Origin of the sequence: Salinibacter sp. 10B, assembly GCF_002954405.1 — a bacterium.
Classification (GTDB): domain Bacteria; phylum Bacteroidota; class Rhodothermia; order Rhodothermales; family Salinibacteraceae; genus Salinibacter.
Window position 1 is genome coordinate 101222 of sequence record NZ_MQWC01000004.1, and the last position, 22361, is coordinate 123582.

At 59.5% G+C, this 22361-nt stretch carries 21 protein-coding genes; 16 read left to right on the top strand and 5 right to left on the bottom strand.

All coding sequences use genetic code 11. The annotated features are described in order from the left end of the window. The first annotated feature begins 31 nt into the window (after positions 1 to 31). From BSZ35_RS00700 to BSZ35_RS00730, 7 genes are all read left to right on the top strand, one after another. Positions 32 to 1363: a thiamine pyrophosphate-dependent enzyme gene (locus tag BSZ35_RS00700; protein WP_105010648.1), complete on the top strand. Its 1332-nt coding sequence runs from the start codon at positions 32 to 34 to the stop codon at positions 1361 to 1363. A gap of 125 nt (positions 1364 to 1488) precedes the next feature. Continuing rightward, positions 1489 to 2331: a uroporphyrinogen-III synthase gene (locus tag BSZ35_RS00705; RefSeq protein WP_105010649.1), complete on the top strand. Its 843-nt coding sequence runs from the start codon at positions 1489 to 1491 to the stop codon at positions 2329 to 2331. A 118-nt stretch (positions 2332 to 2449) separates the two neighbouring features. Further along, entirely contained in the window at positions 2450 to 3313 is an 864-nt protein-coding gene (locus tag BSZ35_RS00710) for a sulfurtransferase (RefSeq protein WP_181149397.1), read from the top strand. Between the two features lie 80 nt (positions 3314 to 3393). Continuing rightward, positions 3394 to 3678 (top strand): SelT/SelW/SelH family protein, encoded by a 285-nt coding sequence (locus BSZ35_RS00715; protein WP_105010651.1) that lies wholly within the window; start codon positions 3394 to 3396, stop codon positions 3676 to 3678. Positions 3679 to 3734: 56 nt separating this feature from the next. Beyond that, entirely contained in the window at positions 3735 to 4277 is a 543-nt protein-coding gene (locus BSZ35_RS00720) for a Rieske 2Fe-2S domain-containing protein (protein WP_105010652.1), read from the top strand. Between the two features lie 62 nt (positions 4278 to 4339). After that, positions 4340 to 4768, top strand: a complete 429-nt coding sequence (locus tag BSZ35_RS00725) for an OsmC family protein (protein ID WP_105010653.1) — start codon at positions 4340 to 4342, stop codon at positions 4766 to 4768. After that, on the top strand, positions 4752 to 5939 hold the full coding sequence (locus tag BSZ35_RS00730) for an aminotransferase class I/II-fold pyridoxal phosphate-dependent enzyme (protein ID WP_105010654.1): 1188 nt from the start codon (positions 4752 to 4754) through the stop codon (positions 5937 to 5939). The genes BSZ35_RS00725 and BSZ35_RS00730 overlap by 17 nt, the downstream gene beginning before the upstream one ends. A 103-nt stretch (positions 5940 to 6042) precedes the next feature. Here the strand turns inward: BSZ35_RS00730 and BSZ35_RS00735 are convergent, their stop codons facing one another. Further along, on the bottom strand, positions 6043 to 6549 hold the full coding sequence (locus tag BSZ35_RS00735) for an outer membrane beta-barrel protein (protein ID WP_181149118.1): 507 nt from the start codon (positions 6547 to 6549) through the stop codon (positions 6043 to 6045). Between the two features lie 322 nt (positions 6550 to 6871). On the opposite strand from BSZ35_RS00735, the gene BSZ35_RS00740 reads away from it, so the two are divergent. Both BSZ35_RS00740 and BSZ35_RS00745 read left to right on the top strand, forming a co-directional pair. Continuing rightward, positions 6872 to 7435 (top strand): TRAP transporter small permease subunit, encoded by a 564-nt coding sequence (locus tag BSZ35_RS00740; protein ID WP_105010656.1) that lies wholly within the window; start codon positions 6872 to 6874, stop codon positions 7433 to 7435. A 45-nt stretch (positions 7436 to 7480) separates the two neighbouring features. Then, a complete protein-coding gene (locus tag BSZ35_RS00745; RefSeq protein ID WP_105013666.1) occupies positions 7481 to 8827 on the top strand; it encodes a TRAP transporter large permease subunit in 1347 nt (448 codons plus the stop codon). Positions 8828 to 9353: 526 nt separating this feature from the next. On the opposite strand, the gene BSZ35_RS00750 is transcribed toward BSZ35_RS00745, so the two are convergent. Then, positions 9354 to 11066, bottom strand: a complete 1713-nt coding sequence (locus BSZ35_RS00750; RefSeq protein WP_105010657.1) for a hypothetical protein — start codon at positions 11064 to 11066, stop codon at positions 9354 to 9356. A 163-nt stretch (positions 11067 to 11229) separates the two neighbouring features. Between BSZ35_RS00750 and BSZ35_RS00755 the strand changes: the two genes are divergently transcribed. Continuing rightward, positions 11230 to 11739 carry an outer membrane beta-barrel protein gene (locus BSZ35_RS00755; RefSeq protein ID WP_105010658.1) on the top strand — a complete coding sequence of 170 codons (510 nt, stop codon included), beginning with the start codon at positions 11230 to 11232 and terminating at the stop codon, positions 11737 to 11739. 263 nt (positions 11740 to 12002) lie between these two features. Here the strand turns inward: BSZ35_RS00755 and BSZ35_RS00760 are convergent, their stop codons facing one another. Then, positions 12003 to 12281 (bottom strand): Smr/MutS family protein, encoded by a 279-nt coding sequence (locus BSZ35_RS00760; RefSeq protein WP_105010659.1) that lies wholly within the window; start codon positions 12279 to 12281, stop codon positions 12003 to 12005. Positions 12282 to 12696: 415 nt separating this feature from the next. On the opposite strand from BSZ35_RS00760, the gene BSZ35_RS00765 reads away from it, so the two are divergent. Continuing rightward, positions 12697 to 13191 (top strand): TspO/MBR family protein, encoded by a 495-nt coding sequence (locus BSZ35_RS00765; RefSeq protein WP_105010660.1) that lies wholly within the window; start codon positions 12697 to 12699, stop codon positions 13189 to 13191. Between the two features lie 25 nt (positions 13192 to 13216). On the opposite strand, the gene BSZ35_RS00770 is transcribed toward BSZ35_RS00765, so the two are convergent. Next, a complete protein-coding gene (locus BSZ35_RS00770) occupies positions 13217 to 14752 on the bottom strand; it encodes an SDR family oxidoreductase (protein ID WP_105010661.1) in 1536 nt (511 codons plus the stop codon). Between the two features lie 349 nt (positions 14753 to 15101). On the opposite strand from BSZ35_RS00770, the gene BSZ35_RS00775 reads away from it, so the two are divergent. From BSZ35_RS00775 to BSZ35_RS00785, 3 genes are all read left to right on the top strand, one after another. Next, on the top strand, positions 15102 to 15308 hold the full coding sequence (locus BSZ35_RS00775; RefSeq protein WP_105010662.1) for a hypothetical protein: 207 nt from the start codon (positions 15102 to 15104) through the stop codon (positions 15306 to 15308). A 119-nt stretch (positions 15309 to 15427) separates the two neighbouring features. Next, on the top strand, positions 15428 to 15850 hold the full coding sequence (locus BSZ35_RS00780; RefSeq protein WP_105010663.1) for a hypothetical protein: 423 nt from the start codon (positions 15428 to 15430) through the stop codon (positions 15848 to 15850). Between the two features lie 120 nt (positions 15851 to 15970). Then, entirely contained in the window at positions 15971 to 16894 is a 924-nt protein-coding gene (locus tag BSZ35_RS00785; RefSeq protein WP_258096017.1) for a hypothetical protein, read from the top strand. A gap of 68 nt (positions 16895 to 16962) precedes the next feature. Here the strand turns inward: BSZ35_RS00785 and BSZ35_RS00790 are convergent, their stop codons facing one another. Then, complete coding sequence (locus tag BSZ35_RS00790; protein ID WP_146109963.1) at positions 16963 to 18660, bottom strand: peroxidase family protein; 1698 nt, start codon at positions 18658 to 18660, stop codon at positions 16963 to 16965. A 443-nt stretch (positions 18661 to 19103) separates the two neighbouring features. Here BSZ35_RS00790 and BSZ35_RS00795 point away from each other — a divergent pair, with 443 nt between their 5' ends. Both BSZ35_RS00795 and BSZ35_RS00800 read left to right on the top strand, forming a co-directional pair. Further along, positions 19104 to 20459 carry a polysaccharide deacetylase family protein gene (locus BSZ35_RS00795; RefSeq protein ID WP_181149119.1) on the top strand — a complete coding sequence of 452 codons (1356 nt, stop codon included), beginning with the start codon at positions 19104 to 19106 and terminating at the stop codon, positions 20457 to 20459. An 86-nt stretch (positions 20460 to 20545) separates the two neighbouring features. Then, on the top strand, positions 20546 to 22345 hold the full coding sequence (locus BSZ35_RS00800) for a DUF885 family protein (protein WP_181149120.1): 1800 nt from the start codon (positions 20546 to 20548) through the stop codon (positions 22343 to 22345). The last annotated feature ends 16 nt before the right edge of the window (positions 22346 to 22361 follow it).

Genomic DNA, 22361 nt, shown 5'->3' on the forward strand with positions numbered 1-22361 from the left:
CAACCATGGATCAAAGTGACTTGCCAGTAGGATGAGTGATCACGACAGTCAAGACGGCACCAAGAAACCGGATCTCCCTCCGAGTCTCTCCGGTGGTGGAGAGTCTTCTGCCGAGAACGAAAGTAGTGACTCGGACGGAACCAAAAAGCCCGATCTCCCGCCCAGCCTTTCCGGTGAGGAAGAGGCCTCGTCGAACAGCAGCGAGGCCGGGACGAAGAAGCCGGACCTTCCGCCGGGCCTTTCCGGGGACGACGGAGAGAGGGGAACGAAACCGCCTGCCGGGCCGGAGTCGGAGGACGACTCGGGACCGACGCTGCCGCCAGGATTTGGAGGAGACGGGGCGACGGCCGATGACTCTGAACTCACGCGAAAGGACTTCCAGACCGACCAGGAGGTTCGGTGGTGCCCCGGCTGCGGGGACTACGTGGTGCTGGCACAGGTTCAGCGCCTGCTGCCCGATCTCGATGTCGATAAAGAAAAGATCGTGTTTGTAAGCGGCATCGGGTGCGCCGGACGGTTTCCGTACTACATGAACACGTACGGCTTTCACTCCATCCACGGACGGGCGCCGGCGTTTGCCACCGGGCTCAAGACGTCGAATCCGGAACTCGATGTGTGGATCGTAACGGGGGATGGGGATGCGCTCTCGATCGGGGGGAATCACCTCATCCACGTTCTGCGACGCAACTTGGATACGCAGATCCTGCTCTTCAACAACGAAATTTACGGCCTGACAAAAGGGCAGTACAGTCCCACGTCCGAGCAGGGGAAGGTGACGAAGAGCACGCCGCACGGTTCGGTGGACCGTCCGGTGAATCCTGTGGGGCTTGCGCTTGGGGCCGATGCCTCGTTCGTCGCGCGAACAGTAGATAAGGATCCGAATCACATGACGGACACCCTAAAGGCCGCCCATGCCCACCAGGGAACGGCCTTCGTGGAGATCTACCAGAACTGCCACGTCTTCAACGATGGTGCGTTTGCCGAATTCACCGACAAAGATACTAAACCGATTCGCACCCTCCAGCTCGAAGACGGGGAGCCGCTCGTGTTCGACAAGGGCCGAAAGGGCGTACGTGTGGACCCTGTCAGTCTCCAGCCGGAAGTCCTTTCGCTGGAGAATAGCGAGTACGGAGTGAGCGACTGCCACGTCCACGACACCTCCAACGCAAACCTAGCCCGCATCCTCGGGGAGCTCTTCTGGGACCCGGATCTGCCCCGTCCGTTCGGCATCATCTACCAGGACGAGCGCCCGACCTACGAGGCGCAGGTGCAGGCGCAGGTGGAGCAGGCGATGGAAGACGACGAGCCGAGTGACCTCGAAGGCCTTCTGCACGGCAACGACACCTGGACGGTGGGGGACTGATTTCGTATTGCGTAGTGCGTATTGCGTCACGGTCTCTGCTAAGATTGACGCAGTACGAAATACGCAATACGAGATACACGCTGGCTCCAAGCACCGCGCTCTCCGAAAATTTTCTACGATCGATCATGAGCACCACTCCCCTCAACGGCATCACGGTCGTCGGCTTCGAGAGCCGAATGTCCGACGCGACGGCCGACCTGATTGAAAAATATGGAGGGGAGGCTCTGCCCGCACCGTCCATGCAGGAGGCCCCGCTCGACGAGCACGACGCCGTATTTTCGTTTGCCGAGGGCCTCTTCGACGGTACCTTTGATCTGGTGTATTTCAACACAGCCGTTGGGACCCGAATGGTGTTCGACACTCTGGAGACGGAGTATGATCTCGACGACATTCGGGCAGCGCTCCAAAACACCATTGTCGTGTCCCGGAGTCCGAAACCGGGCAGTGCGCTCAAAAATCACGATATGCCCATTGATGTGAAGGCGCCGGAGCCGCACTCATGGCGCGAAGTGCTAGAAACACTCACGTCCAACGAAACGACGGCCCCGCTCGACGGCAAGCGCATCGCAATTCACGAGTATGGACGACCGAACCAGGAACTCAATCAGGCGCTCGAAGCGGAGGGGGCCAACGTCGTACGAGTACCCATTTACCGATGGGCACTTCCCGATGACCTCCAGCCCCTCAAGAACGGCATTCGGGCGCTCATCGGAGGGGCGGCACAGGTGGCGCTCTTTACGAGTCGACAGCAAGTGGCACATATGCTGCAGGTGGCGTCCGATGAGGGATGGGAGAATGCCCTTCGGACCGCCCTGCAGGACGCCATGGTCGCATCCGTGGGCCCGGTGACCTCTGAGAAGCTCAAAGAGCACGACCTGCCGGTCGACTTCGAGCCCGACCGTCCCAAACTCGCGATCTTAATTCAGGGCATGGCCGATTACGCCCCGCAGTATTTTAAACCGGCCTGAACACGCCGTCAGACTCTCTGACGAGTGAAGAGAATCTTCGCCCCGTTTCGGCGCAACTGGCGCCGACAGGCGAAGATCTGTACCTCAGCAGTCGTTTTCATTGAACAAAAGAGCGAGTATTTTTATGAGTGAATATGCAAATCCAGATGTCCTGGTCTCGACCGACTGGGCGGCAAATCACCTCGATGATGACAACGTCCGCTTCGTCGAGGTCGACGTAGACACCTCGGCCTACGAGGACGGGCACATTCCGGGCGCCGTCGGCTGGAACTGGCAAACGCAACTTGCCGACACACAGACCCGCGATCTGGCGTCGAAGGAGGATTTTGAAGAGCTTCTTCAGACGTCGGGTATTGATAACGACACCACTGTCGTTCTCTATGGCGACAACGACAACTGGTTTGCCACGTGGGCTTTCTGGCAACTCAAATACTACGGCCACGAAGACGTCAGAATGTTGAACGGTGGCCGCAAGAAGTGGCTTGCAGAGGATCGAGAGCTTTCGCACGAGGAGCCCGACTATCCGGAGGGCAACTGGACGGCAGAGGCCCCGGACAAGTCGATCCGTGCCTTCTCCAGCTACGTGCAGCAGAATCTGGACCGCGACGATCTGGAGCTGGTCGATGTTCGGTCGCCGGAGGAATTTCGCGGCGAGAAGCTCGGCCCCGAAGGTCTAAACGAAGGGGCGCAGCGCGGAGGACACATTCCGGGGGCACACAACATCAGCTGGAGTGAAGCTGTGAATGAAGACGGGACCTTCAAGACAGCCGAGGAGCTGAAGGACATCTACGAGGAGCGAGGCATCACGCCCGATAAGGAGACGATTGCCTACTGCCGCATTGGGGAGCGCTCCAGCCACAGCTGGTTTGTGCTCTCGGAGTTGTTGGGTCATCCTAACGTTCGGAACTACGACGGATCCTGGACGGAGTGGGGCAATATTGTCGGGGTCCCCATCGAGACGGGGGCTGATCCGAACGCGTAACGTTGGTTTACCGGGCCATCCCGGCCGAGAGCATCGCTTCGTCCGGGATGGCCTTTTTACTGCTTCTGACTTGAGGAAAAATGACTCGGACTCCGCGAATCGAAATTCGATACTGTTACCAGTGCCGGTGGACGGCTCGCGCGGCCTGGATGGCGCAAGAGGTACTGACCACCTTTACGGACACCCTTGGTGAGGTGGCCCTCGTGCCGGTGACGGGAGGGACGTTTGAGATCCGAGCCGACGGTCGCCTGCTTTGGGCACTCGCAGAGAAGGATCGATTTCCGCAGCCGAAGGAACTGAAGCAGCGTGTACGCGACGCGATTGATCCGGCGCGTGACCTTGGGCACGCGGATCGGGAGGAGTGACGCTTTCAGGTGAACCTACAGTTCCGTATGACCCGAACACATATTTCCGTTATTGCATGAAAGAGCTTCCGTTTCAGATTGAGCGATTTCTCGTCAAGCAGTTGGCCTGCGGCCGAGCCCCGGCGGCCATAGCCGAGGACATCCAGGCGCAGTTTCTCCGCCCCGTTGACGCCGATCAGGTTCGGGCATATGATCCAGACGCAGACGGATCGGCCCTGAATTCGGACCTGCGCGAGTTGTACCAGCGCACCCGAGCCGACATTCTTGGGGAAGACGAACAGGAAGCAGAGGTCCGCTCGTTCGTCGCGGTTGCCACCACGGACGCACTGGCGGATACATCCGTTCACTGCGTAGAGAAGAAGGGAACGGCGATTGTGCTTATTGCGAGCGGGGGAGAGTATACCGCTCTTTCAAATCGATGTACTCATAAAGGGGGGCCGCTCTGTGAAGGGGAGCTGTCCGATGGTTCGATTGAGTGTCCCTGGCACGGGGCGGAGTTTGACGTGCGTACCGGAGAGCCTGCCGGACCGCCTGCTGTGGAGGGAGTCGAGACGTATGAGGTGCGAGTAGAGGAGGAGACTATCGAGGTGAAACTGTAGAGGTCTGTTTCAGTAGCTCGGGGCGGTCTTTCGTATGCGATACTCTTAAAATGTCTATAGCTATGAACGTGCAACTAGAGCGTGTGAACGATGCTCTTCAATTCCGGGCTGGGAACGAGTCGGGGTATGAGTTTTCGATCGCCTCCACCGACGACATGGAAGGCGTAAGCCCGATGGAAATGGTGGCACTGAGCGTGGGCGGGTGCAGCAGTATTGACATTTTGTCCATTTTGGAGAAGCAGCGGGAGTCCGTGGACAGCTATGATGTGGAGGTGGAGGCAGAGCGTGCCAATGATGAGACGCCGGCTGTCTTTACGTCGCTGCACGTGAAATATCATGTTGAGGGCGAGGTGGAGCCCAAGAAGATGCGCCGGGCCATTGAGTTGAGCCTGGACAAGTACTGCTCCGTTTCGCACATGCTCGAAGGGACAGTCGACATTTCGTACACCTTTACCGTAAACGGGACCGAATACGATGGACAGACCCGATAGCCAGAACGACGACACTGCCTGTATCCGGACCCAAGTTGAACAGTCGGGTGAGCGGGAGCATTCCGTGCCCATGTTCATGACGTCCAGCTTTACGTTTAACGACGCCGAGCAGGCACGGGCGCTCTTCGCTCAGGAGGAAGAAGGCAACATTTATTCGCGGTTCACCAACCCGAACGTCGAGGAGTTTGTCGAGAAGATGTGTGCACTGGAGGGCGTGGAAGAGGGACTGGCGACGGCGTCCGGGATGGCGGCCGTATTCACGACGTTTGCCGCCCATTTAGAGCAGGGCGACGAGGTCCTGGCCTCCCGCTATCTGTTCGGCTCCACCCACAAGCTGCTCACGCAGGTCTTTCCGAAGTGGGGCATCAGTCACACGTACGGCGACATCCACGACCTGTCGGAGTGGGAGGACCTGGTGACGCCCGAGACGAAATTTGTATATGTCGAGACGCCCTCCAATCCCACGGTGGACCTCATCGACCTGGAGTGGATGGGCACCTTTTGCGATCGGCATGATCTAATTTACATCGTCGACAACTGCTTCGCGTCGCCCGTTTTGCAGAAGCCGGCCCAGTATGGGGCCGACATCATCATTCACTCGGCCACAAAGTACATCGACGGGCAGGGGCGTGGCGTAGGGGGCGTTGTGGTGGGCAACGAGGAATATCTGGAGCCGATCCAGTCCTTTGCGCGGCACAGCGGCCCGGCCCTTTCGCCGTTCAACGCGTGGATGTTTAGCAAAAGTCTGGAGACGCTGGACGTGCGGATGGAGAAGCATAGTCGGAGTGCCCTGGATGTAGCACAGCACCTACAAGAGCGCGAGGACGTAAAGTTTGTTCGGTACCCGTTTCTGGAGTCGCATCCGCAATACGAGCTGGCGCAGAAGCAGATGAGCGGAGGCGGCGGCATTCTCAGCTTTGCCGTAGAGGGGGGAATCGAGCGAGGGGCCCGCTTTCTCGATGCGTTGGAGATGTGCTCGCTTACAGCCAATCTCGGAGACTCGCGCACTATTGCAACGCACCCGGCCAGCACCACTCATAGCAAGCTTACCGAGGACGAGCGCCGGGCGGTGGGCATTCTCCCGGGCCTAGTCCGAGTCTCGGTGGGGCTAGAGGCCCCGGAGGACATCAAGGCAGACCTCGATCAGGCGCTTGATCGGAGCGCGCAGTAAACAAAAAAGCGCGTGCCGATTGCTCGACACGCGCCAGGGGATGATCGCGTCTCTGCGCGCCCAACCGAACCGTCCTCGGTCGGAGATGCAGAAAGGATCAGGGTTACAGGTTAATTGCGGCACCGACACGTACGGGGAAGTACTGCGTGTCCTGTCCTTCTCTGAATACGAGCACGTAGTTGGGCTCTACCAGAAGGCTGGCTCGAGGAGACGTCCGAATGTTCAGGCCTGCGCCAAACTGAAGGCCAGCCTCTGTTTCGTACGCGTTCTCAGTACCAAGACGGAAAATTCCACCGCCAGCCAGGGCGTAGGGCATGGCCCGTCGGCTCGCCATGGGGGCATTCAGCTTCAGGTTGCCCGTCGCCGACCATGAGGCGAAGTTGCCAAAGCCCGGAAGGTCGTTTTCGAACCGATCGAGGTTGCCCCGAATGACGCCTTCAAGCTGGGACACGATGGGGAAGCCAATACCTACCCCAGCATTAAATCCGGCCTTGTAGGCATCGTTAAGGCCCGAAGAGCTCGGAAATCCCGCTCCACCGTGTAGGTACACCGTCTGGGCCGTGGCGGGGGCCGCAGCAAATCCAAAGACGGCAAGGATGCCTAGTATCATGAACCGTTTCATTTCGGTCTCTCAATAGACGAGTGATGATCGAACAAGGCTCGATCCAAGAAGCCTCTCCTGGAGTCGAGACGCGATTGTATAAACGCACAAAGTCCTGGAAGATATCGTCTCGGTTTGGCGCATCTTTTGGTGCGTTCCGTAGAGATGGAGGAACTGCGCCGGGGGCGTTGGACGCTCCCCATTTTCGAGCGGGGGCGTCAGGAGATTCCCGGGAACCCGCTCTTGGGCTGGGGGCTTGAGGATGCGGACCTCAGCCCATACTCTTGGGGTGATCGTTGGCACTGGGAAACAGATTTGATCGGTTCCGCTCATGGAACGCTGGCTTCGCTGGGCTCGCCGTATCGATCGCGTGAGCGAGTGGTCGGGGCGGGCATTGTACTGGCTGACGCTCGGGATGGTAGGGGTGGGGGCCTTCAATGCCATTGCCCGTTACCTTGACCGCTACACCGGGTTCGGGCTCAGTTCCAACATGTGGATCGAACTGCAGTGGTATCTCTTCAGTCTCGTCTTTCTCCTTGGGGCGGCCTACACGCTCAAGTACGATGACCACGTGCGGGTAGACGTGCTGTACGGACGTCTCTCGCGTCGCGGAAAGGCCTGGATCAACCTATTGGGAACCGCGCTCTTTCTCTTGCCCTTTTGCGCGGTTGTGCTGTGGATGTCGATTCCCTTTGTTACCAATTCCTGGGCCATCCTGGAGGGATCGCCCGACCCAGGAGGGCTTCCCCGGTACCCGATCAAGACGGTCATTCCCCTTGCCCTTACGCTCGTGATATTGCAGGGCGTGTCGCTCATGATTCGGGAAGTGGCTGTTCTGCGGGGAGCAGAAATCAGTGACGTCTACGACGAAGAGTCGCGTCCACGTATTGGCTGAACAGGTGTCGTCCTTGTCGTACTCTCGAACAGGTGATGACGAATGATGGGTGCCGAAATTCTCGCGCCGCTCATGTTTGTGGGAGCACTTGCACTAATCTTTTCCGGGTATCCCGTTGCCTTTGCGCTGGGGGGCACGGCCCTTTTGTTTGCGGGGATTGGAGTCGAGACGGGCATGCTGAGCTGGACGTTGCTGCAGGCTCTTCCGTCTCGGATTTTCGGCATCATGTCGAACTTCATCCTGCTGGCGGTGCCTTTCTTTATTTTCATGGGCACGATGCTGGAGAAATCCAAGCTGGCGGAAGATTTATTGAAGACAATCGGTCAGCTCTTCGGTGCCGTGCGTGGCGGGTTGGCCATCGCCGTTGTGTTTGTGGGGGCGCTGCTGGCGGCAGCGACCGGAGTGGTGGGGGCCTCCGTCGTGGCCATGGGGCTGATTTCCATGCCCGTCATGCTTCGCTACGGCTACTCCGGCGAGCTGTCCGCAGGGGTCATTACCGCCTCCGGAACCCTCGGTCAGATCATTCCCCCCAGCATTGTGCTCATCGTACTGGCCGACCAGTTGGGCATTAGCGTAGGCGATCTTTTCATTGGGGCCCTTGTGCCTGGGGTGGCCCTTGCCTGCCTTTATGCCGCCTACGCCGGTGGGGTCGCCCTATTCTGGCCCGACCGCGCACCGGCGCTTCCGGAGGCGGCCCGTGATATTGCCCCGACGCGGCTTCTTCGTCGTGTCGCTCTCGTCATGTTGCCCCCGCTCATCCTGATTGTCCTTGTGTTGGGCAGCATCTTTCAGGGCATCGCGACCCCTACTGAGGCGGGGGCGCTCGGGGCCGTAGGGGCCATTCTCCTGGCCGTGGCCAACGGCCGTTTGTCGCTTGAGGCCCTCCGCGAGACGATGGACGAGACGATGCGGCTTACCTCGATGGTGATGTTTCTCCTCGTGGGGTCCACGGCCTTTTCGCTCGTCTTTCGGGGGCTGGGGGGGGACTTCTGGATTGAGGATCTGCTGACGAATCTGCCGGGGGGCGTCGTTGGGTTTCTCCTCGTGGCGAATCTGTCGATCTTTCTCCTCGGCTTCTTTATTGACTTCTTTGAGATTGCGTTCATCATCATTCCGCTCCTCAAGGCCCCGGCGGCTGAGCTACTTCCGCCCGAGTTTGGCGGAACGGTGAGTGCGGCGCTCGTCTGGTTCGGGGTGATGGTGGGCATGAACCTTCAAACGTCGTTCTTAACGCCGCCCTTCGGGTTTGCTCTTTTCTACCTACGAGGCGTCGCCCCCGACGACGTGTCGACCATGCAAATTTACCGCGGCGCAGTGCCCTTCATTGTCATTCAGGTGGCCGGGCTGCTGCTGATGATGCTGTATCCGGAAATGGTGACCTGGGCGTTGTAAAAGCAGTCAAACAAGTCGTTGGGGAGGCGTCTCGGCCAGGTTCGGTGAATGTGCTTTCCGAATGCCCTGCGGCGTTGATCCGGGGCGGTATACCAGAAAACGGAGAAGCCGTCGTTGGGCGAACGCCCTCGGTAGAGGCACAGTGATCGTCGGTACGCGGTTTTAGGACGAGTGGTGCTATTGAAGGATGGTATTTGTAGAGCTTTGATGTAACCTCAATACCATAGACAACACCATCTTCGTCGCTCCTGAAAATCTGAGAATGCGGTGGGCTATATGTGGACAGCATGTGGGGCCATCTCCAAACGCCAGAAATGGTCCCTCCCCGTCGCTCCAGACTTGATCTGGAGCCCATCCAACCGGGCGGAGAGGTCCCAGCGATCATTGGATAGGCTCTGGCAATCTAGATTGCCTAGATCAAGTCTGGCCATCTAGATGCTGGGAATCTGAGATTCCCTGGAGCGACGACGGAGCACTTTTCTAGCGTTGAAAGCTATTTCATGTGTATTCAATAGCACCACTCGTATTAGGTGTGGACGGCGAGTTGCCACAGGAGGGAAAGTGGAAGGCTGTAGCGGAGCACCGTTAATATCGCTGCGCCGACGACAACCACGAAGGGGCTGGGGAGCAGCAGGGCAATTGTTTTTGTGAGCGAGACGCCGGCTGCGGCTCGAAAGTCGAGCAGAATGCGCGTGGTGACGGTTAGCAGTGCCCCTAGACTAAGACCGAGAAGGAGAAGGCCTAACGCGGTTGGAGGGACGGGCGGGGCGGTGGCGGCCATGAGGGCGAGCAGCATGCCTCCCAGGGCAGGCCAGCAGGGCCACACGATCAGCATGAGGCCTTGTGCGGCGGAGAACGGGGATTCGGAATGGGCAGTCAGAATGAGTGCGCCGGTCCAGAATCCGAGCAGGAGCAGCGAGAGGGTGCCGACTGCGATGCCCGCAAGGGCGGGCTGAGCCAAAGCATCGGCGAGAGGCCCACGAAGCACAGGGGGAAGGGCTTCGAGGAGAAAGACCGCCGACGGCTGGGTGGCAATGAGGCCGGCGAAAAGTGCTGTCGTCATGCCGGTCGAGACGCTGACGGTAAGCAGCAACAAGAGGTTGACCCCTGAGTCGACGTCTCGGCCCTTCTCCAGGGCGTCGCGGTAGAAGCCGTGCGCGGCAAAGTATCGAAACGCCGTTTCCCGGACATACGGGTTCCGGGCATAGAGTCCGCCCAACAGGGCCAGTAGGCCCCACCCGATCAAGACAAAGGTATGCGGGGCCGTGGAGGGAGGTGCCCCGGAGGGGAAGGCAAAGACCCGCTGAACTCCTGTATAGAATCCCTCAACAACCGAGGCTGCAGGTCGAGCCGTCCCCGAGCGTGTGTGGAGGCCATAGCGTCGGGTATTGAGGAGCGGCGGCTCTCGGTCTTGCCAGCGGTAAATGAACACCGGGGGAGACGCCGCAACAGAGTCAGTGACGGCCCTGAGTGCCCGTTCGAGGTAGCGGGCCTGTTGCTCGGCAGAGTGAGGCGTAAGAAGTCCAGAGGCCGCCTGCGGGGCCGTCCAGGTGCCCAGTGCGCCGATGCCAGGAGCAGGGGCGGCGTCTGTCCAGGAGGTCCAGTGCCGAAGGGGGCTATTCAGGCCACGGGTATCGAGTAGAGGCAGATCGACGCTGTTGCCACAGCGATCCGCGGCGCCCGAAAAGGGCGAGACGTAGTACGTGCGGAGAGAAGACGAGTCGTGGATGCGTTGCGTCCATTGTTGAAGGACGGTGCAGGCCAGGGACGAAGTGGTATTTGCTCCCCGAGCCAACCCGACAGCATGAATGGATTCGTGCCGTTGGGCTTGTTGCTGAAGGCGAGAAAGGGTGGGTTGGGCTGCTTCCAGCGAGTCCTCTAAAGCACGGGCGGCTGTGTACGATACCGGAAGATCGACGAAGAGGGTGAGATCGAGAGAGTCGGCCCGGCCGAAGAGGGCCTGACGCGTGTCCGTCGGCGGCAGTTTAAGAAGTCGGAGGGCCCGCACGCCTGCCTTTTTGAGCCGGGAAAGTGCCCGGAGGGCGGGGCCGCGGGCGTTGGGAGGGGCCCATACCACGCCGAGAAGGGGAGGGTCGGAATCAGTAGAGGAGACGTTCGGGGCGGTTGCTTGAGTGATCTCCTCCGTGGAAGATCGGAGGGGAGCTCCTGCGAGCTGTGTGTGCCCGGCCAGCCAAAAGCCAGTCACAACAAGGAGAAAAATTCCGAGGCGGCGAATCATTGGCCGTGGAGGAAAAGCGAAAGAGAATCAGTGGGCTCCTTTTGTGGATTCGTCTGCGTAAATCTGTCCGGTTTTGGTTGTCGTTGTCGTGTTCATGAGCAGGAAGGAGGGGAATGGATCTCAGGGGTACATTTTCCTCTCAACAAAGACCCTTCTCTAACTCATGAAACGACTGGCATTTGCACTCACGGTAGGTCTTCTCCTGGTGTTTGCCGTTCCAACGAATGCAACCGCACAGAGCGTAAAGGTTGGGCCGCGGGCCACCATTTCTCTCGGCGACGTTTCGGATGTCGGTGGGGATTTGGGCATTGGGGCCAATGCCCGAGTCGGTCTTCCGTCTATACCCGTTGATGGCCACGGGGCCTTTACCTATTACTTGGCCGACGAAAACTGGACAGTCTGGTCCCTCGACATCAATGCAATTTACCCGCTTCCGGTGACGGGCCCTGTGTCGCCGTACGTGGGCGGCGGACTCGGAATTACGAATTCGTCGTTTGAGAATACGGTCGCCGGACGAACCACCACGTCGAGTGACACAGACACGGCCCTCAATCTCGTCGGAGGTGTTGAATTCAATGCAGGGGGACTGACGCCGTTTGCCGAACTCAACGTCGGCGTTGGGGGCGATCTGAGTCGGGTTGGCCTTTCCGGAGGCGTGCTCTTCGGATTTTAGGGCGTTGCCTCGCAGTGCAGCAATCTCATAAGGAGAATGAGAACAGGTTCGGCCCGTTTCCCAACGTTTGGGAGGCGGGCCGTTGTTATGCCAACTATGCAAGATGATCATGCCTTTTACGAGTCGCTCCGAATCTGACGGAGTTTCCTTTCTTTATCGGAGAAGATCCCGCATCGGAATGCAGGATGGACCGGAAGCAAACGGAGGAGGCGTCGTTGCCCGAACGTGCTCGGTAGATGCACATCGATCCTTCGGAGATGGCATTAGTCTTCATCCGTGTTCGGATCCGGCGTAAGATGCGCAATGGTTGCTCCCCATCCGCTCGCGTCTGTCGCTTTGTTGTAGTCCCGAACGAGGGGATGATCGTTCAAGATGGAGCGTACGTGACGCCGGAGGGTGCCGGTCCCCTTGCCGTGTATAATCCGGACCTGCGTCAGTCCCTTCTCGTGACAGGCGCGCAAATATTCGGGGACCAAGTCCCCCACGTCGGACGGATCAAAGACGTGAAGATCAAGCTCACCGTCAATCGGATATTCCTTCATTGGGAGAGCGGAGACACGTGAGGTGGGAGCGACGGGAACGTTCAGCGTGGAGGTCGTACATGATATCAGAGGAATCGTTGTGAGAGGCGGGCGAGAATAGCTGAGGGGGAGCGGGCAGTTCCGCTAAGAAAATTCAGGAGACCCCCATACCGAAGAAACGGGGTACTGAGGTCCAACACGCCGTGACCGAGGCGCCTCGGGCGGTGGGACAAGCGAGAGGAAGACCGCTTCTGGAAGTGACTTGTGCGGCGGTATCCATCCGACTGCGACGGTGCAGGGGGTGTGAGCCGTCGTCTTGTTCGTGCCATCTGGCGTGGAGACTGGATCCGCATGGGCTCGTGGGAGTGGCTCCGGTTCCGAGCAGTCGGCGCACAACGGGGCGTGTAATTCTCTTTTTGATTTTCCGTACCGACGTATGCCGCGATCAAGCCGCTGGACACTGCCTCCCTGGAGCCAGGCCGTTCTTGCTGTTCTTGCGTGTGAGGCCGTCGGGTTGCTTGCAGGATGGGGCACACAGGCCTCCGTGCGCACATGGTATCCGACCCTCGTCAAGCCGAGTTTTACACCCCCTGGGTGGCTATTTGCACCGGTCTGGACGGTGCTTTACGCGCTAATGGGCATCGCGGCGTTTCTCGTATGGAAGGGACGGACGGAGGACACCGAAAGCCAGCAGGCACTGGTGTTGTTTGCCGGACAGCTCGTGCTTAACGGCGCATGGTCGTTTGCATTCTTTGGGGCCCGGTCGCCCATCCTTGGCCTCATTGTCATTACCGCGTTGTGGGGAATGGTGGTCTGGACGACCGATCGCTTTTTTCGAGTTCGTCGGGTGGCCGGAGCGCTTCTGGTGCCGTACCTCGCGTGGGTGACCTATGCCTGGGCGTTGAACGTGGGGATTTGGCTCCTCAACTAAGGACAGGGGGCGAAGCGCCGGCCAGTCACTCTCGTCGTTCGGCGACGGTGGTCTCGGGGGCAGGAGGCTCCTCTCTTTCTGTCTGGGATTCTTGCTTCATTCGCGCCTCCAACGCCCGGAGTTGGCCCGCAAACAGAAGCCCGTGAACGGGCCGGACGGCATTCCAATAGAGGGCGCCCATGAGGCCTTTCGGCTCGAAGAAAACGGTTTGCGTGACCTGCGTGCGGGCGTGTTCGTCTGAGGCCGGCGTTACGTCAAACTGCAGCCAGGCGCGGCCGGGCATTTGCATTTCCGCCCGAAGACGCAGCAGGCGCCCCGGTTCGAGTGCTTCCACGCGCCAAAAGTCCACCGCATCGCCCACGCGAAGGCGGGTCTCGTGCCGGCGGCCCTTCCGGAAGCCGACACCGCCCATTAACTGATCGATCCAGCCCCGTAGGTGCCAGAGGGCATCCCCGTAAAGCCATCCGGTCTCTCCACCCAGACGACGGATTGTATCGAAGGCCGTTTCGGGGGGGACGTCCACGGCCGTAGTGCGCACTTCTCGGTAGAGCCCCTCCGTCGTATCGAGGGTTGTTGTGCGGCTGGGGGAGCGGGGGGTGGACGAAACAGCACTATTCCAGACGGTGGGCAACTCATCGGACTCGACACGACGCAGGGCGAGACGCACGGCTGCCTCAAAGGCCATCGGTTCCACGCTGGGGAAAAGCCGACGGGCCTCTTCGGGATCGTCGACGACGACCTCGTTGTCCAGGCCCTCAATAAGGGGACGGGCAATACTGTTTGGGACTGGCGTCACGAGCCCGACCCAGTGGGACGAAAGCCGGGGGGTTAGAAAGGGGACGTTCACGATCCAACGCCGCAAGCCACGAACGGCAGCGTAGATCTGAAACATGTCTCGGTAGGTGAGGACATCGCGTCCCCCGATCTCAACAATTTCTCCAGCACTCTCCGGTTGGTCGAGGGCAGCAATCAGGTATTGCAGTACATTTCGGATCGCAATGGGCTGAGTAGGCGTGTGCACCCACTTTGGGCAGATCATGAGGGGCACCCGCTCGGTGAGGTAGCGCACCAGTTCGAACGAGAGACTTCCGGATCCCACGATCTGAGCGGCACGAAACTCGGTTACGGGGATCGGGCCGTCCCGAAGCACGTCTCCCGTTTCGATGCGGCTCTGCAGATGCTTCGACTGGCGAGATCCCTTTGGACGCATGCCGCCCAGGTAAATCAAGCGGTCCACGCCCGCGTCTTCCGCAGCGGTACGGATATTTGTGGCTGCCCGTCGGTCTCGCTCCGCAAACGTGTCTTCCCCTGAGCCGAGCGAGTGGATGAGATAGTAGACGACACTCACATTTTGCATGGCAGGGGGCACCGTTTCGGCCTGCAGGGCGTCCCCCTCAACAACCTCCACGTCGGTGCCCCAGGGCTGAGCGCGAAGGCGGTCGGCATTTCGCACGAAGCAGCGCACGGTGTATCCTTCACGCAGGAGGCAGGGCACGAGACGTCCCCCCACGTATCCGGTGGCGCCGGTGACGAGCACAGTGGTAGGAGAAGACTGAGCCATGCCGAAGAAAGCCTAGGTTCAAGGACAACATACTTTAAGTACGAATCAGAACGGCATTGGGTTGCTTTGGCAGGGCAGGGGCCACCGCTCGAATCGATCGGCGCCGAGCGTCCATTACGAGAATATTCCATCGGACTGAAAACTACGACTGGGCTTCGGTCATCTCATCTCACCCACTCATACTCTCCGAAATGTGGGTGAAGAGAGTGGAGCTATCCGTCCAGGCAGAAGCGGAGACAATTGTTGCCGCAGTGCGGTACTATTTCCTGCTGCATCAGCAACAGAGGAATCTTTGTGCACGGATGGAAGGGTTCTCGACACTACCTTTATAGAAACACCTTTCGAAATCATGGCTGAAGTTGAAGACACCCAAACCTGGCCCGAGTTGGCAATTAGCCTCTATGACAAGCTCACGGGCCGGGGGGCCGAAATTACCTATGAGTTCGAGGACTTTGAGCTCTTTGTCCCAAGCAGGGCCGGAGAGGATCCGGAGTACGCTCACTGGAAGATGGACGGCACTCTCAAAATCCGAACCAAGGAAAACGGGACCGGATAAGTTGGCCCTGTTGGTTTCTGCGTTCTTGTGCAGTTCGGCGAGGTGCCCGGCGCCTGGGCCCTCGCTAGAACTGTGCTGGAGATCCACCCCCGCCTCTCGATTTTTAGCTCTCTGGCGTTATGGCCCAGCCCCTCGAAGTTCTTGCAGATCTACAGCTTGCCGTTGACGGGAAGGACGTTGACATTCAGTCCGATGGTAATCACATCGTTGTCGACGTGCCCAGTCTTCAGGTTGGGCGCCGCCTTATGTCTAGCGGCCCCCTCTCCCGGGGAGGAGCCCGCACGTCCCGGCGTATTCACAAAGCCCTCAGTGTGACTGGGCTTTCGGCCGAGATTCGACTGAACGGAACTCCGTTTGCGCGGCTCGGACGCGGGGCACATCCCGGTCGCCTGGAACGTCTCTTCGGGCTTCCGGGGGTGGAGCTTTCCCCAACAGAGCCCGTTCGGGCAGCAGCGCGTCGCCGTCCGTTGGTCACAGCTGCTGTTCTTCTTGGCCTCGTGCTGTTGATCGGACGTCTCGTGGTTCGGTACGTCCGGTCGTAACGATTTCAGGGGGGAAGGCAACGCAGTTGAGGGGGACGTTTTCGACCATTCTGCTTCGGTCTGCCGTGTAGTCAGGTACGGCCGTTTGGCGTTGTATGTCTCACTACTTGACTGCGTGTCATGGGCGATCAGTCTGGGGTTCGGGTTCTCTTCCTTGTTTTGTACATAGCCGTGCTGGCGGGGTGTGGAGGCACGACTGAGCCCCAGTCGGAGAGGGCTCCGATCACGGATGTCTCGTATCTGACGGCGGACGTTTGGAACGATGGGCAAGCAGAAGTAGCCTTCTACCAAGTCGAGCGGACGCGAGATCAGTACGGTCGGTCCAACCAACAGCGATTTGTCGTGGGGACGTATCTCGTGAAGCATCGCTTTCGCCCCACGGCCATGACGAAGGCGACCGATGGCACTGGTACGCCGGCGTTTAAGTACGCCTTCTTTTACGAGCTAGACAGCGGGTCGTATCAGTATAAGCGCAACTGGGTCGTAAACGCTCGGCAGAACGACCTTCGTCCGTTCAAGCACTCGTTCACGAGCTTCGACTGGTGCTCAAACCAGTACCGGGAGATGGCCTTTCCGCCCGATGGCCGGGTCGAGGTCCGTATGCGTAGTGACGACTACGGAAATCGTCGAACCTCCTTTTCGTCTCGTCCGCAGTCGTACCCCCCGGCGGAACTTCCTCTCCTCATTCGAGGGCTGGATTTTGGCCGGTCAGACACCCTCCGCTTCCACGTCACCGTTGCGGACAGTGCCGAGCACGTGCCTGCGAAGGCCGTCCGTTTAGGACGAGACTCGCTTGACATCGCGGCGGGAACGGTTCCGGCCGAACGAATCGCAGTGAGTTACGAGTCGCCGGTGCCCTCTCTGATCGGAGAAGTCACCGACAGCGTCGAGACGTACTGGCGGGGAATCGGCGCGCAGCGGCGGCTCCTTCGGGTGAACGCGGAAAGCGGGCGCTATCAGATGGAGTTGGTGGAGCACGTTCGCAGTCCGTACTGGAAGGAGAACATTTGGACCCGTCTCGCCCGCGTGTCTGAACGGCCATAGCGACAGGGCTCTCCTGCAGGCTCTTTGTGCTTCCAAACAGGATAGGCCTGTTTGGCGCCCGACGTCGTTCAGGTCGTGCCCCCAGTGACAAGCTCTCCGACCCCGAAGGAGCCGTCGGCGGACGTAAGCTCGGAGGCGGGTCGGAAGTTGGGATGGGCATTGAGATAGGACTGCGGATCGGCCCGGAGAAGGCGAATCACTGCGTCAGCAAGCAACTGACCGCCCACGGGGCCAAGCTGGTCGTCGTGAGATTCCTGATACTGATGCTCGGCTTCGGCCAGAACGTAGTAAAGGAGGGGCGTTGCCCGGAGGCCCAGCTTTCGGAGGACAGACGTATTGGGAAGCGTTCTCCGTTTGCCCAACGCTCGGGCAACGTCCTCGCCCGACGGCAGGCCGGCACGCTTGCCCTGGAGGAAAAAGCGCACCGCGACGGACCGCCGGGCCGGACGAGGGTCCTCGACGAGCGGCAAGTTCAGAAAGGCGGGCGTGATTTTCGTATCGATCAGTTTGCTTGGCTGCGTAGGCGTGTCGCCGAGGGCGAAGAATCGAGGCCAGTCTATGGCCAGTCGGGACGGAATCGACTGAGAGTGGTGACGCAGTAGCGTGTCTGAGGTGTCGTCGGCGGGGACCAGGGAGACCGTCGCGTCTTCGTTGATTCGGTATTTGAGTCGAACCTGTGAGTACACGTACCGAAGAACGCCCTGGGCCACTTCAAGTGGAAGGGTGGGGGGCGCTTCGACTCTACGCTCTCGTTCCAAGGCGTCCGTCACTGCCTCGGGTCCGGCAATTTGTGGCAAAAAGTCGTGCACCAGGGCCCACTGATAGTGCCACCGCACCTGCTGTTTGGCCTGGTCAAAGAGGGCCCGTCCGTGATCCCCAGAAGAGGCCACGAGGTCCACCACGTGGTTATGAAAGCGGAGAAGGGCTAGATGCAGTTGGGCCAGTACGACATTTTCTGTATTCCGCGGGTCCGCTATGAGCGCCCGTCCCTGGCGGTTGCGGGGCAGGTCTTGTTTGGTGCCTGCCGGACTGTCCAGCAGGCGCCCGGAAAAGTGGTTGTGATCATAGAACGCGTACAGATGCGGGGCCATCTCGGGCCCGGGTCCATAGAGGGATTGGAGCCGGAGGGAGGAGGTGCCGTGCTGCTCTCGCTTCCGCAATCGGTCCACGCTTGCCTGCTGCACCAAGTCATAGGTTAGGTCGTGGATGAGAAACTGGGCGAAGAAGGTGAATCCGGCCGGGAGGTTGGGGCTGTCGTACGAGTTTTCGGCCCAAAGAGACTTGCGTTCACTCATTGGGCCGTCCGGCTCGCCCAGATGTTCTAGCATCTCGTCCGGGGGCTGGTGGGCGGGGAGGGCGTCGAAGCGCCGCGGAAATGGCAGGGGGGAGTGGGACGGCGCGCTGGCGTCGGGCAGCTCATGGCCCAAGGCCGCCGAATAGGCCGGAACGGCCGGCTCCGGCGTACGAGGCACGATGCGGAGGCGCCCCAGGTCGTAGGGCGACGATTCGACCGTAAAGGGATCAGTCTGATGAATAACCTCCGACCGCCCGTCGATATACGCGGTGAACCGGATTGTGGGAGGGGAAGAGGGATCCAGCGGCTCATTGACGGTGAGGCTGAAGGCTCCGTTTGCGTCCGTCAGCGTCCCGCCGAGGCGCCGATCCTGGGGGGCATCCACTGCGTAGGCCTCGACAAGCAGTCCCACGAGGGGGGCGTCCGAATTCACTTCCAGGAGCGAGCCAGTAATTTCGTAGGACGAGGGCACGAGTGGCGAGGAGCATTTGAATGAAAGGTAGGCGACTGGCGAGGCCCCGAGGGCCCGTTGCGAGGAGAACGGGCCGAGGTGCACGCCCCGACGTAAGCGGAGCGCCACAAATTGTTATTGTCGCAAAGTGCACGCCACTTAGGACCCTGCAACTGAGGTAGCCGCGACGCCGATCGACCCGAACGTCGGCTTCTGGACTGTATACCTTGATACGGGATTTTTGGAATGAAGCGTCGCAGGGCACACACCACGCCATGGGCATCCCTTTTTGCGCAGAGCGCCGGGTAGTTGTAAATGGCCGTTCTTTTCCGGAACATGGTGGGAACGACAAAGACGAATCGTCTCACCGAAACGGTGCCTGTTCTTCCAGTTCACGGTGCGTCTCGGTGAGGAGAAGCGAACTGGCCGGGCACTGCCCATCTTTTCCTGACAGCATAGAGTCGATGTCTCGACTTCTTTTTCGGCTCATCGTAGCCATCGTATTCGCAGTGTTTGCACGTCCGGCGCTGGGACAAGTGGGAGAGACCACCATTACGAAGTGGCAGGGAGGGAAGACCGGAGCGATCTCCATCACCTTCGACGATGGGACGATTAACCACTTCCGGGTTGCCCGTCCACTGCTGAACGAGCGGGACCTCCCGGGCACCTTCTACATTGTGACGGGGGCGCTTCCGGGCACCCAGGAGACGGGTACATTTGTGGGGCGGTCCGTGGAGAACATCATCAAAGAGACGGCCCGAGACACTACAGATGCCGAAAACTTCTTCGAACGGGCGTCGGCGATCCGGTACCTCGGGTACAAGGGGACCTACACGTACCACATGGAGGCGGGAGGGCTCTACGAGCAGGGCCGGGTGCAAGCGGCGTACGATGTGATTGACGAGGGATACCGCAAGGTGCGGCAGGGGGGCCATGAGAAGAAGGACGGGAGTTGGGACTATCCGCTGAGTGAGTACATGTATGAGGTGATGGCCGTAGAGCCAGGCGTGGAGCTCGTAACGTGGGAAGATCTTCGCTCCTACGATACTGACGTTCACGAATTTGGAAGTCACACAATCACCCACCCGTACCTGGCGGTGATGGACGCGAAGAACATCCGCTACGAGCTACGGGAGAGCCGAGAGGCCATCCGACGTCATCTCGGCACGGCCCACACGTTTTCGGCCGAAGCCCCGTTTGGCACGAAAAACGAACGTGTGATGGAGATCGGGCATGAGCTGTATCCCGCCCTTCGTAACCGCATGCCACGGCCCTATCTGACCGAGATCGAACGGGGAAGCGACGTACAGCCGGGGACGACGAGCACCGCCTACACGCTATGGCAACGGGGGCCGTTGTCCGATACTCCCATGACGGAGATGAAGCGGTGGGTGGATGTCACGCAGGAGAACGACAACATCTGGCTCGTGCTGGTTTTTCACGGCATCGAGGGCATTGGCTGGGAGCCAAAATCAAAGGCCGAGATGAAAGAGTACCTCGATTATATCGATGCTCGGACCAAGGATCTGTGGGTGGCGACGTTTGCCGATGGCACCAAGTACATGCAAGAACGGATGGATGCGCGTGTGTCGACCGAGCGCCGAGAGGATGCTCTTACGGTGACGCTTACCCACTCGCTTGGGCCCCGGTACGATCTCCCCCTTACCCTCAGAACGTACGTTCCCGGTGCCTGGTCAAACATTCGGGTCAGCCAGGGGGACACCCAACATGAGGCGACGCTCCAGACCGATGAGAAGGGGACGTACGTTCAGTATCAGGCGCAGCCAAATGAGGGGAGAATCCACATCAGGAACCAGTAGCTCCGCGGCCTTCGCTCTGTTCTTCGTTACTGGGGCACAATCGTGCCCTTCTCAGTCCGTCCCGAATTATGTGTCCGCTCTTCAGTGTGCGTATTCTCAAAGTGAATCGTCGAGACTGGTCCGGAATTGTGTTGTGTGCAGTGCTGGCGTTTTTGGTGCTGCCCCACGTAGGCCGAGCACAGGTGAACGACGACGTGTTGGCGTTCGAGCCGGAGCCGACGAGTCAGCTTGCCACGTACGTCGAGCACTACTACGCTGACAAAGAAGCGTTGGATCGAGAGTACGTGTTGGAGGAAGGGACCCAGTATTACGATCGCATGGAGCAATTTTATGATCGGTGGCTGGCCCGGATGGAGGAGATCGACTATGCTCGCCTATCGGTGGACGAGGCCGTGGATTTTATTTTGCTCCGTCGCAACATTCGGAGGGATCGGCGTGAGTTACGAGCAGCCCGCCGCTCGTTTCAGGATGTGCGTTCGACCGTGCCCTTTTCGGATCTCATTCGGTCGTTCCAGGAAAAGCGAAGTGTTGGACAGGATCTTCGGGGACAAAACCTTGCGAAGAAATTGGATCGCCTGGCTCGGGCCATTCAAAAGAAGAGACGGGCACTGGAACGGGGGGAGCGCCTGTCTCCCGCCCATTCGCGGCGGGCGGTAGAGGTGGCGAAGAATCTGCGGGAGACGCTTAAGAACGCCTACACGTTCTATGAGGGATACGATCCCGACGTAACCTGGTGGGCAGAAGAGCCCTATCAACACGCCGATTCGACCCTCGCCAACTATGTCACGTTTTTGGAGGAGTGGCGGACCGACGCGGATGTCGACAAAGAGGGCGAGAGTGGAATTGTGGGCACCCCGGTGGGGGAAGAGGAACTAAAGGCCCGGCTGCGGCACGCCATGATTCCGTACAGCCCGCAGGCACTGATTGATATCGCGGAGAAGGAGTACGAGTGGAGCCTGCAACAGATGCGCGCGGCCTCTCGGGAACTGGGGTACGGAGAGGACTGGAAAGCAGCACTCGATCACGTCAAAAACAGCTACGTTCCGGCGGGCGAACAGCCAGAACTCATCCACAGGCTGGCCATCGAGGCCACGGACTTTTTGGAGGAACGAGACCTACTCACCATTCCTGAACTGGCCAAGGAGACGTGGCGAATGGAGATGATGTCTCCGGAGCGGCAACTCCTTAGTCCGTACTTTCTGGGAGGTGAAATCATCTGGGTGTCCTATCCCACGAACACGATGGATCACGACGCGAAAATGATGAGCATGCGGGGAAACAATCCGCACTTTTCGAAGGCAGTGGTTCATCATGAGCTGATTCCGGGTCACCATCTGCAGGGGTTTTACCGTGACCGATACAATGTGTACCGGGACCATTTTGCCACGCCCTTTTGGACGGAGGGGTGGGCCCTGTACTGGGAACTGCAGCTCTGGGATAAGGGCTTTCCCGATTCGCCGGAGGACCGTATCGGGATGCTGTTTTGGCGGATGCATCGCAGTGCCCGCATCATTTTCTCCCTGAAGTTCCATCTAGGGCAAATGAGTCCCCAGGAGGCGGTCGACTTTCTTGTAGAACACGTGGGACACGAGGATAAGAATGCTGAGGCAGAGGTGCGGCGCTCCGTTGCGGCCGACTATCCGCCGCTCTATCAGGCGGCCTATCTCCTGGGCGGCCTGCAAATCCGATCCCTGTACAAAGACATGGTCGTCAATGGAAAGATGCCTCCGAAAGAGTTCCACGATACAATCCTGAAAGAAGGGGAAATGCCGATTGAAATGACCCGGTACCTTCTGAGGGGCGAAAAGCCGCCGAAGGACTTTGAGCCGTCGTGGAGGTTCTACGAGGATTTCGACTACACCGATTATAGGGACGGCGGTGGGTGAGGTCCCGAAACGCTCG

Excerpts from the sequence above, each read along its gene's own strand:
- BSZ35_RS00700 (WP_105010648.1), top strand. The coding sequence starts at position 32 with ATGAGTGATCACGACAGTCAAGACGGCACCAAGAAACCGGATCTCCCT.
- BSZ35_RS00705 (WP_105010649.1), top strand. The coding sequence starts at position 1,489 with ATGAGCACCACTCCCCTCAACGGCATCACGGTCGTCGGCTTCGAGAGC.
- BSZ35_RS00715 (WP_105010651.1), top strand. The coding sequence starts at position 3,394 with ATGACTCGGACTCCGCGAATCGAAATTCGATACTGTTACCAGTGCCGG.
- BSZ35_RS00720 (WP_105010652.1), top strand. The coding sequence starts at position 3,735 with ATGAAAGAGCTTCCGTTTCAGATTGAGCGATTTCTCGTCAAGCAGTTG.
- BSZ35_RS00725 (WP_105010653.1), top strand. The coding sequence starts at position 4,340 with ATGAACGTGCAACTAGAGCGTGTGAACGATGCTCTTCAATTCCGGGCT.
- BSZ35_RS00730 (WP_105010654.1), top strand. The coding sequence starts at position 4,752 with ATGGACAGACCCGATAGCCAGAACGACGACACTGCCTGTATCCGGACC.
- BSZ35_RS00735 (WP_181149118.1), bottom strand. The coding sequence starts at position 6,549 with ATGATACTAGGCATCCTTGCCGTCTTTGGATTTGCTGCGGCCCCCGCC.
- BSZ35_RS00740 (WP_105010656.1), top strand. The coding sequence starts at position 6,872 with ATGGAACGCTGGCTTCGCTGGGCTCGCCGTATCGATCGCGTGAGCGAG.
- BSZ35_RS00745 (WP_105013666.1), top strand. The coding sequence starts at position 7,481 with ATGGGTGCCGAAATTCTCGCGCCGCTCATGTTTGTGGGAGCACTTGCA.
- BSZ35_RS00750 (WP_105010657.1), bottom strand. The coding sequence starts at position 11,066 with ATGATTCGCCGCCTCGGAATTTTTCTCCTTGTTGTGACTGGCTTTTGG.
- BSZ35_RS00755 (WP_105010658.1), top strand. The coding sequence starts at position 11,230 with ATGAAACGACTGGCATTTGCACTCACGGTAGGTCTTCTCCTGGTGTTT.
- BSZ35_RS00760 (WP_105010659.1), bottom strand. The coding sequence starts at position 12,281 with ATGAAGGAATATCCGATTGACGGTGAGCTTGATCTTCACGTCTTTGAT.
- BSZ35_RS00765 (WP_105010660.1), top strand. The coding sequence starts at position 12,697 with ATGCCGCGATCAAGCCGCTGGACACTGCCTCCCTGGAGCCAGGCCGTT.
- BSZ35_RS00770 (WP_105010661.1), bottom strand. The coding sequence starts at position 14,752 with ATGGCTCAGTCTTCTCCTACCACTGTGCTCGTCACCGGCGCCACCGGA.
- BSZ35_RS00775 (WP_105010662.1), top strand. The coding sequence starts at position 15,102 with ATGGCTGAAGTTGAAGACACCCAAACCTGGCCCGAGTTGGCAATTAGC.
- BSZ35_RS00780 (WP_105010663.1), top strand. The coding sequence starts at position 15,428 with ATGGCCCAGCCCCTCGAAGTTCTTGCAGATCTACAGCTTGCCGTTGAC.
- BSZ35_RS00785 (WP_258096017.1), top strand. The coding sequence starts at position 15,971 with ATGGGCGATCAGTCTGGGGTTCGGGTTCTCTTCCTTGTTTTGTACATA.
- BSZ35_RS00795 (WP_181149119.1), top strand. The coding sequence starts at position 19,104 with ATGTCTCGACTTCTTTTTCGGCTCATCGTAGCCATCGTATTCGCAGTG.